We start from the raw sequence: 6,601 nt of genomic DNA on the forward strand, positions 1-6,601 counted from the left end.
CCGTGTGACGGCGTGGGCGGAAGATGCCACCTTCGGGGGACCGGGACCATCCGGCGGCGTGTCGGGGTGACACCCGACCGGATGCCCGCCACAGCGGTTTCCGGACGAGGCCGTTAGCGTCGCCCCCATGGTCGACAGCGACGCCGGGAACCCGGCCGCGGATGCCGGCACCACTCCGCTCGGCGCGACCGAGGACGTGGTGCCCTTCGAGCTCGACGTCCCGGCCGACCAGGTCGCCGACCTGCACGAACGTCTCCGCCGGGCCCGGCTGCCCGAGCCGGAGCCGGTCGGGGACTGGTCGCAGGGCATCCCGTCCGCCGTCGTCGCGGAGCTGACGCGGGCCTGGCTGGAGGACCACGACGTCACGGCCCTGCAGGCCGAGCTCAACGACCTGGGGCAGTACCGCACGGTGGTGGACGGCCTGGGCATCCATCTCATGCACGTACAGTCACTACGTAGTGACGCACAGCCACTCCTGATCACGCACGGGTGGCCCGGCTCGATCGTCGAGTTCCTCGACGTCGTGCGCCCGCTGACCGACCCGTCCGACCCCGTCGAGCCCGCCTTCCACGTGGTCGCGCCGTCCCTGCCGGGCTTCGGGTTCTCCGACAAGCCGACGACGACGGGGTGGGGCATCGACCGCATCGCCGACGCGTGGGCCGTCGTCATGACGCGACTGGGCTACCCCCGCTTCCTCGCGCAGGGTGGCGACTGGGGCGCGATGATCACCACCGCGCTCGGGGTCCGGCACCCCGACCGCGTCGCGATGCTGCACACGACGATGCCGATGGCGGGGCGCCCCGAGGGCGCCCGCGACGAGGACCTCTCCGCCGTGGAGCGGGAGTGGCTGCGCCAGGCCCGCGAGTTCCGCGAGGTCGGCAGCGGCTACTCGGGCCAGCAGCGCACCCGCCCGCAGACCCTCGGCTACGCCCTCGTCGACTCCCCCGTCGGCCAGCTCGCCTGGATCGCGGAGAAGTTCGGCGTGTGGACGTTCGGCGGGGCCACGCTGGAGCCCTCGGTCCCGACGAGGCGCCTGCTCGACAACGTGGCCGTCTACTGGTTCGGCGCCTCCGGAGCCTCCTCGGCGCGGATGTACTGGGAGAACGCGCAGGTCGACCGGAGCTCGCCGGTCACCGTGCCCTCGGCGGTGTCGCTGTTCCCGGCCGAGATGGCGAAGCTGCCACGCTCGTGGGTCGAGGCGCGCTACACCGACCTGCGCCGCTGGAGCGTCCTCGACCGCGGGGGTCACTTCGCCTCGCTCGAGGAGCCCGAGCTGTTCGTCACCGAGCTCCGGGAGTCGTTCCGCGGCGTCGTCTGCTGAGATTCGACGATGCGGCGATCGTGACACCGAGCGTCCGCACTGCGGCCATGCTGACACTGGACGTCACGATCGCCGCCATCACGGAGCCGGTCAGGCCAGGGACGCCAGCGGGTCGGCCGGGGTGAGCTCCGGGTCGTCGGCCCCGAACGTCCGCGCCCGCCCCGGTCCCGTCGAGCGGGTCTCGAAGCGGACCGTGACCCGCCCGTGCCCGGCGCCCTGCACCCAGCCGTGCCCGTGCTCCGGGTGGGCCACGTCGTCGCCGGTGCGCCACTCCGCGCGGTCCGGCACCGGCTCCTCGTCGGGAACCTCCGACGACGAGGCCGCCGGGACCGCCCCCGTGTCCTCCTCCCGGGCCGCGCTCTCGAACAGCGTCCCCTGCACCGCCGTCGTCAGGCCCGCGTAGGAGACCCCGACGAGCCGCACGCCGGCGTCGGGCAGCGCGTCGATCGCGAGCCGCTGGGCGGTCGTGGTGAAGGCGGCCAGGTCGGTCGAGGCGATCGTGGAGGTCTCCGACCGGGTGTGCGTGACGAAGTCCCCGCCGCGGACCTTCACCGTCACCGTGCGCGCCGCCCGCTCGGAGGCGACCAGCCGGCGGTGGGCGGACGCGGCGAGCTCGGCGACGGCGCGCCGGACCGCGACGACGTCGGAGAGGTCGGTGTCGAAGGTGGTCTCGGCGCTCACCTGCTTCGCCTCGCCGCGCTCCGTCACGGCCCGGTCGTCGATCCCGCGGGCGAGCCGGTGCAGCGAGGTCCCGATCGCGGAGCCGAGCAGGGCGGTCACCTCCGGGGTCGGCAGGGCCGCGAGGGCCGCGATCGTCGTGACGCCCGCACGGGCGAGGGTGGTCTCGGCGACCGGGCCGATCCCCCACAGCGCCCGCACCGGCAGCGGGTCGAGCAGCGCGCGCTCCTCGCCGTGCTCCACCACGTGCACGCCGTCCGGCTTCGCCAGGCCCGACGCGATCTTCGCGACCTGCTTGCCCGAGCCCGCCCCCACCGACACCGCGAGCCCCGTCGACGCGCGGACGTCGGCCCGGACCTGCTCGGCCCAGGCGCGGACGTCGTCGGGACCGGCGCCCGCGAGCCCGGCGGGCTCGGCGAACGTCTCGTCGTAGGCGACCTGCTCGAGCACCGGCGCCGCCGCCCGGACGACGCCGAAGAAGGCCTCGGAGAGCGTGCGGTAGACCGCCGTGCGGGGCGGCAGGGCGACGGCGGGCGGGCACGCGCGGCGGGCCTGCGCCATCGGCATCGCCGACCGCGCCCCGAACGCCTTCGCCTCCCCCGACGCCCCGGCGACGATGCCGCGGGGCCCCAGGCCCCCGACGAGCACCGGGCGCCCGCGCAGGGTCGGGCGGGTGAGCTGCTCGGCGGAGGCGAAGAACGAGTCGAGGTCGAGGTGGACCACCCAGCGGCCCCCACTCATGACGGCCCTCTGCTCACGACGGCACGCGACTCCAGATCACGTCGGCGCCCGCCAGTGCCCCGACCGGGGTGCCGCTCCACGTCACGCCCACCGCGGTCAGCCCGTGCCGGCGGGCGGCCGCCACGTCGGCCGGGGAGTCGCCGACCATCGCCGTGTGCGCGTCCGGGGTCCACCCGGCGCCCAGCAGCGCCTCGGCGACGACCGCGTCCTTGCCGACCACGCCCGGGCCCGACCCGGCGACGTGGACGAACCACCCCGACCAGCCCAGGTCGTCCACCACCTCGCGGGCGAGCGCGGTGGACGCCGACGTCGCCACCGCCATCTCCACCCCCGCCGCGGCCCAGGCCGCGAGCACCGCCTCGATCCCCTCGACCGGCGTCACCCCGCCCCGGACCAGCAGGGTGCCGTCGAGGTCCCAGACGACACACGACCAGGGGCATGTCTGCACGAGGGGCAGAATCGCATGGTTGGACCGGCCCGAACGGGACCATCCCCCGCCCATGGGTTACGACGTCACGCAGGTCCAGAAGTCCCTCGGTGGGTTCGACTACCCGGGTAGCGCCGACCAGCTCGCCGACCACGCCGCCAAGAACGGCGCCGACGACAAGCTCGTCGAGACGCTGCGCGGCATGGACAAGGAGCAGTTCGACGGCCCGAACGCCGTCATGAAGAAGCTCGGCGAGGCGAACGTGCTCGGCGGCTCGTAGGGGCCTTCCCGACGACGGATCCGGTCCGGATCCGTCGTCGGGTCACTTCGGCATCGAGGGCAGACGCTTCTCGACGACCTCCCGGGCGCCCTCGAGCGTCCCGTCCCCCACCCAGAGCGACGGATCGAGCCGACTGACGCTCCACCCTCCGGGCCGCACGCGGCTGCCGTAGAGGAAGACGTCCTTCTCCTGCACCCATTCGATCTCGTAGTCGATCGGCTGCTCCCCCGCCGACCGCCACGTCCACACGGCACCCGAGCGTCGGCTCGACTCACGGACGTTCCGGCCGTCGATGTCCCACGAACTCACGCCGATTCCTCCCCGCGTCCCCGGTGACACCACCGGATGAGCGTCCGACCCTGCGCCGATCGGACGCATCAGCCTAACCGCGACGGCGGCAGGGCCGGCACGCGGCGACGGGACGGACGACACATCGCACGCCCCGGGAGAGGCCCCGCCGGTCACGATGGGCCCCATGGCAGCAGCGTTCACCGTCGAACTCGATCCCACTCCCGGCCGCCGGCAGGGTGAGGAGCAGTTCCTCCTCCACCGCGACGGCGCCACCGAGCGGCTCGTCCTGCACGACTACGCCGCCGTGTACTCGGTCCCCGGCCTCTACGAGGAGGTCGTCCAGAACCAGCTGCAGTGCGCCTCCCCCGCCACCGTCGCCGAGGCCGCCGTCGAGGCGGCCACGAGTCTCGGGCTCGGGCCCGCGCAGCTGCGGGTGTTCGACCTCGGCGCCGGGAACGGCGTAGTGGGCGAGGAGCTCCGCGCCCGCGGGGCCACCGTGGTGGTCGGCGCCGACGGCATCCCCGAGGCCCGCGACGCGGCCCACCGCGACCGCCCGGGGCTCTACGACCACTACCTGGTCGGCGAGCGGCTCGACGGGGCCGAGGTGACCCGCCTGGTCACCGAGGAGCGGCTCAACGCGCTCGTCGCCGCCGGGGCGGTCGGCGAGGGCCACGTGCCGGTCGACGCGCTCGACGAGCTGTGGTCGACGTTCCCGTCGGGCTCGGTGCTCGCCCTGACTCTCAAGGACGGCAACCTCGACGACCACGACGTGTCCGACGTCGAGGCGATGGTCGCCGCCCGCTCCGACACGACGACCGTCGTGCACCGCCGCTTCCGGCACCGGCTCTCGATGGCCGGGGACGAGCTCCACTACGTGGTGCTCGCCGCGACGAAGGCCTAGGGCCTCACTCGGCCAGGCCGCCCCGCAGCACGCGCAGCTGCGGGCGCGGCCGGCTGGTCCCGGCCGTGACCCACGCGGGTTCCGCGCCGACCGTCCGGACCGGGACGCGCCGTCGGGGGCGCAGGCACGCCAGCTCGTTGACGAGATCGTCGGCGAGCTCCTCGGAGAGCACGCGGTCGTAGTCGTCGAGGACCTCCCGTCCCCGACGCCACGGTGCAGGCACTCCGTTGCTGATCATCACTCCCTCCGTCGGCACCCCCCGGAGACCTCCACAGGGCGGTTGCCGGAAGGAGTGATGACCCGATCGAGGGCCGTTTTCCGACGCGCCGCCCGGTGGGGCGCCCCGATCGTCGGCGTGGCGCGGAATCCACCGTTGATCGACCCGGAGGGGTGCGGATCACGCGTCCACGCGCCAGGATCGGTCCATGAGGACGCATGCCGTGGCGATCGTCGGCTCCGGCCCCTCGGGGTTCTACGCGGCGGGGGCGCTGCTCGACTCCGAGGACCCGCCGGTCCGCGTCGACATGTTCGACCGTCTCGCCACGCCCTGGGGGCTCGTGCGGGCCGGCGTGGCCCCCGACCACCCGAAGATCAAGTCGGTGAGCACGCAGTACGAGAAGATCGCCGCGCGCCCCGGGTTCCGGTTCTTCGGCCACGTCTGTCTCGGCGAGGACGTCACGGTCGAGGAACTGCTCGAGCGCTACGACGCGGTGATCTACGCGGTCGGCTCGCAGACCGAGCGGCGCCTGGGCGTCCCCGGCGAGGACCGGCCCGGCAGCATCGCCTCGGTCGACTTCGTCGGCTGGTACAACGGCCACCCCGACCACGTCGGGCTCGAGCCCGGGCTCGCCGCCGAGCGCGCCGTGGTGATCGGCGCGGGGAACGTCGCGCTCGACGTGGCCCGCATGCTGCTCCTGCCCGAGGAGGAGCTCCGCAGCACCGACACCGCCGACCACGCCATCGAGGCGCTCACCGCGTCGGGCGTGCGGGAGGTGATCGTCTGCGGGCGCCGCGGCCCGGTGGAGGCGGCGTTCACGACGACGGAGCTGCGCGAGCTCGACGAGATCGAGGGCCTCACCCTCGTCGTCGACCCGGCCCAGGTGCCCGACGAGGCCGGCGACGCGGACCTGCCGAAGGCGACCCGCCGCAACGTCGAGATCCTCCGCCGGTGGGCCGCGGCCGGACCCCGTCCCGACGCCGAGCGCCGGCTCGAGTTCCGCTTCCTGCGCTCCCCCCTCGCGATCGACGGGGAGGGCGACGACGGCCCCGTGACCGGGGTCGAGCTGTCGGTGAACCGGCTCGAGACCGGCGACGACGGCCGCGTGCGCCCCGTCGACACCGGCGAGCGGGAGACGCTGGAGTGCGGGCTGGTGCTGCGCGCGGTGGGTTACCGCGGGGTGGCGCTGCCCGGGGTGCCGTTCGACGAGCGGTCGGGGACGATCCCGCACGCGGAGGGCCGGATCGAGGGCCGCGACCGCGAGTACGTGGTCGGCTGGATCAAGCGCGGTCCCACCGGGATCATCGGGACCAACCGCAAGGACGCCAACGAGACGGTCCGCACGCTGCTCGCCGACCTGTCGACCGGCGTGCGGGACGGCGCGACGATCGCGGCCCCGGAGGACGTCGAGGAGTGGCTCTCGCAGCGGTGCACCGACCTGGTCGACCTCGACGGCTGGGAGGCCATCGACGCCCACGAGCGCGGTGCCGGGTCCGGCGGCGGGCGCCCGCGGGTCAAGCTCGTCGACCGGGCCGCGTTCCTCGACCTGATCCGCTCACGCGCCTGACAGCAGCCGCAGCACCACTCCGCGTCCGGCGCCATCGCGTCCTGTCCGGCCGGCTCGCTGCGCGGGCACGGCGGCGAGCTCGCGACGCTCGAGCACGGCGCGGGCGCGGTCCGCGAGCCGGGCGGCCCGGTCGGCCACCGCGGGGTCGGCGGAGGCGGCGCCGACCTCGAGGTGGCCC

The 6,601-nt window shown here is 74.6% G+C and carries 9 protein-coding genes; 4 read left to right on the forward strand and 5 right to left on the reverse strand.

Annotated elements, in window-relative coordinates:
* The first annotated feature begins 127 nt into the window (after positions 1-127).
* Positions 128-1,321 carry an epoxide hydrolase family protein gene (locus ACFPBZ_RS23550; protein ID WP_378038547.1) on the forward strand — a complete coding sequence of 398 codons (1,194 nt, stop codon included), beginning with the start codon at positions 128-130 and terminating at the stop codon, positions 1,319-1,321.
* 90 nt (positions 1,322-1,411) lie between these two features.
* Here ACFPBZ_RS23550 and ACFPBZ_RS23555 read toward each other — a convergent pair whose 3' ends face one another.
* Together ACFPBZ_RS23555 and ACFPBZ_RS23560 are read right to left on the reverse strand one after the other, a co-directional pair.
* Positions 1,412-2,740 (reverse strand): DNA polymerase IV, encoded by a 1,329-nt coding sequence (locus tag ACFPBZ_RS23555; protein ID WP_378038548.1) that lies wholly within the window; start codon positions 2,738-2,740, stop codon positions 1,412-1,414.
* Positions 2,741-2,753: 13 nt separating this feature from the next.
* Positions 2,754-3,188: an HAD family hydrolase gene (locus ACFPBZ_RS23560; RefSeq protein ID WP_378038549.1), complete on the reverse strand. Its 435-nt coding sequence runs from the start codon at positions 3,186-3,188 to the stop codon at positions 2,754-2,756.
* A gap of 52 nt (positions 3,189-3,240) precedes the next feature.
* Between ACFPBZ_RS23560 and ACFPBZ_RS23565 the strand changes: the two genes are divergently transcribed.
* Entirely contained in the window at positions 3,241-3,447 is a 207-nt protein-coding gene (locus ACFPBZ_RS23565) for a DUF2795 domain-containing protein (protein WP_378038550.1), read from the forward strand.
* A 42-nt stretch (positions 3,448-3,489) separates the two neighbouring features.
* Here the strand turns inward: ACFPBZ_RS23565 and ACFPBZ_RS23570 are convergent, their stop codons facing one another.
* The gene (locus tag ACFPBZ_RS23570; protein ID WP_378038551.1) at positions 3,490-3,756 is read right to left on the reverse strand and encodes a hypothetical protein; all 267 of its coding nucleotides are present in this window, start codon (positions 3,754-3,756) and stop codon (positions 3,490-3,492) included.
* Between the two features lie 166 nt (positions 3,757-3,922).
* Between ACFPBZ_RS23570 and ACFPBZ_RS23575 the strand changes: the two genes are divergently transcribed.
* Positions 3,923-4,639: a class I SAM-dependent methyltransferase gene (locus ACFPBZ_RS23575; RefSeq protein WP_378038552.1), complete on the forward strand. Its 717-nt coding sequence runs from the start codon at positions 3,923-3,925 to the stop codon at positions 4,637-4,639.
* 4 nt (positions 4,640-4,643) lie between these two features.
* Here the strand turns inward: ACFPBZ_RS23575 and ACFPBZ_RS23580 are convergent, their stop codons facing one another.
* Positions 4,644-4,877, reverse strand: coding sequence for a hypothetical protein (locus tag ACFPBZ_RS23580; protein WP_378038553.1), 234 nt, complete (start codon positions 4,875-4,877; stop codon positions 4,644-4,646).
* A 187-nt stretch (positions 4,878-5,064) separates the two neighbouring features.
* Here ACFPBZ_RS23580 and ACFPBZ_RS23585 point away from each other — a divergent pair, with 187 nt between their 5' ends.
* Positions 5,065-6,423, forward strand: a complete 1,359-nt coding sequence (locus ACFPBZ_RS23585; protein WP_378038554.1) for an FAD-dependent oxidoreductase — start codon at positions 5,065-5,067, stop codon at positions 6,421-6,423.
* Here the strand turns inward: ACFPBZ_RS23585 and ACFPBZ_RS23590 are convergent.
* Positions 6,412-6,601 (reverse strand): hypothetical protein (locus ACFPBZ_RS23590; RefSeq protein WP_378038555.1); only part of this gene is annotated, 190 nt, incomplete at its 5' end. The genes ACFPBZ_RS23585 and ACFPBZ_RS23590 overlap by 12 nt on opposite strands.

Origin of the sequence: Actinomycetospora atypica (assembly GCF_042653685.1) — a bacterium.
In the GTDB taxonomy this organism is placed as follows: Bacteria; Actinomycetota; Actinomycetes; order Mycobacteriales; family Pseudonocardiaceae; genus Actinomycetospora; species Actinomycetospora atypica.